This window comes from Ruegeria sp. BG11 (genome assembly GCF_056538565.1).
This window is the reverse complement of sequence record NZ_JBQFTH010000041.1, coordinates 1-1,345: the sequence shown is the minus strand read 5'-3', so window position 1 is coordinate 1,345 and position 1,345 is coordinate 1. Positions and strand designations below refer to the sequence as shown.

General features: G+C 57.0%; 2 protein-coding genes. Both read right to left on the bottom strand.

Annotation, left to right across the window (positions count from 1 at the left end; all coding sequences use genetic code 11):
- The coding region (locus ACR0JF_RS23255) for an amidase family protein (RefSeq protein ID WP_480670105.1) at nucleotides 1-450 on the bottom strand (450 nt) is incomplete at its 3' end.
- A 104-nt stretch (nucleotides 451-554) separates the two neighbouring features.
- Nucleotides 555-1,259, bottom strand: a complete 705-nt coding sequence (locus ACR0JF_RS23250) for a M50 family metallopeptidase (RefSeq protein ID WP_480670103.1) — start codon at nucleotides 1,257-1,259, stop codon at nucleotides 555-557.
- Between the last annotated feature and the right edge of the window lie 86 nt (nucleotides 1,260-1,345).

Sequence of the window (1,345 nt, the reverse complement as noted above, 5' to 3'; positions counted from 1 at the left end):
ACCCCCGCAGGTATGGTCGGCGTCATACGGGTTGCGCGTCGCACCATAGACCGGGTTGAATGTGTGCGAGCCCAATCCGAATTCCGGCGTGTTGGTCTTTCCGATCAGGATCGCACCTGCGTCCCGCATCCGGGCGGCAATCAGATCGTCACTGTCCGGCACGACACCCTTGAACAGCGGTGATCCATGAGACGAGACCACACCGGCCACATTGACCAAATCCTTGACCGCAATTGGCAGCCCGTGCAGCGGGCCGGTGATTGGGCCACTGTCGTGCTTGCGCGCCTCGTCCATCAACGCACCCTCATCGCGCAGCGCAACGATGGCATTCACATCGCCATTCACCGCCGCGATACGAACATGTGTGGCACGCATCACGTCCGTGGCTGAAACCTGCCGCGTTGTAAGTTGTTTCAAAAGCTCTGCGGCCGATATCCGGGTCAGATCCATAACACGCCAGTCTGTTGTTCGTCTTCAACAGCCTAGCGAGCGGTTCAGCTCATTTAAACCCACTGTTTAAATGTATCTTTTCGCCACCACAGCACTGGAACACTTCACCTTGCTGTACGACCAAAATGCAAGTTGCTGTCCGGCCCAAGGCAATGACGCAGGCACAGATAAATCGCGAGGGCACTCAGCACCAACCACATCCCGCCCCACATCATTGTTGTTCCGCCGAACTCCTCGGCCAACATGAACGCATCGGTCCGCATCCCAGAACGCCGGATCGTGTCGTCAAAGATGTCGAACGGCACATAGATCACGCTGGTCAACCCGATGACGCGCAGCACAAGGTCGCTGACCTCGCGGCGCAGATACCAGGCGGTGGCGATCATCGCCGACCCGACACCGATACAAAACACAAGTGCAAACAAATCGCGGATGTAAAGCAGAGCCACCAAACACATGACCCCGCCAAAACCTGCCAGAACGGTACGGTCAGCCCGCGTGCGCAAAGCAATGATCAAAAGGCCCATGCCCAGCAAAAGCGAGCCAAGATACCCGGCGGACAGGCTGAGAAACCGGTTGCCACCCCGACCGATCACCAGCCCACCCTGCTGTGGTGAGATCGAAAAGCTTTCGACCGAGCCGCCGGTCAAAATAATCGTCACGGCGTGAGACAGCTCATGCAGAAAGACGATCAGAATTTTCAGCGGAACCACAGCGGGAGTGTTCCAAAGCAGAAAAACCAATGTGGTGATCGCAATAAGCTGCCAGTGCCCTTTCAACAAATTCAGAAAAGAGCTTTGGCGCTTCACCTTAGCTGTCGCCCTGCGCCTCGGACCGGCTTTTACCTGCCACGTTCAGAGCCAGCGTTGCAGCCATGAAACCGTCCAGATCGCCA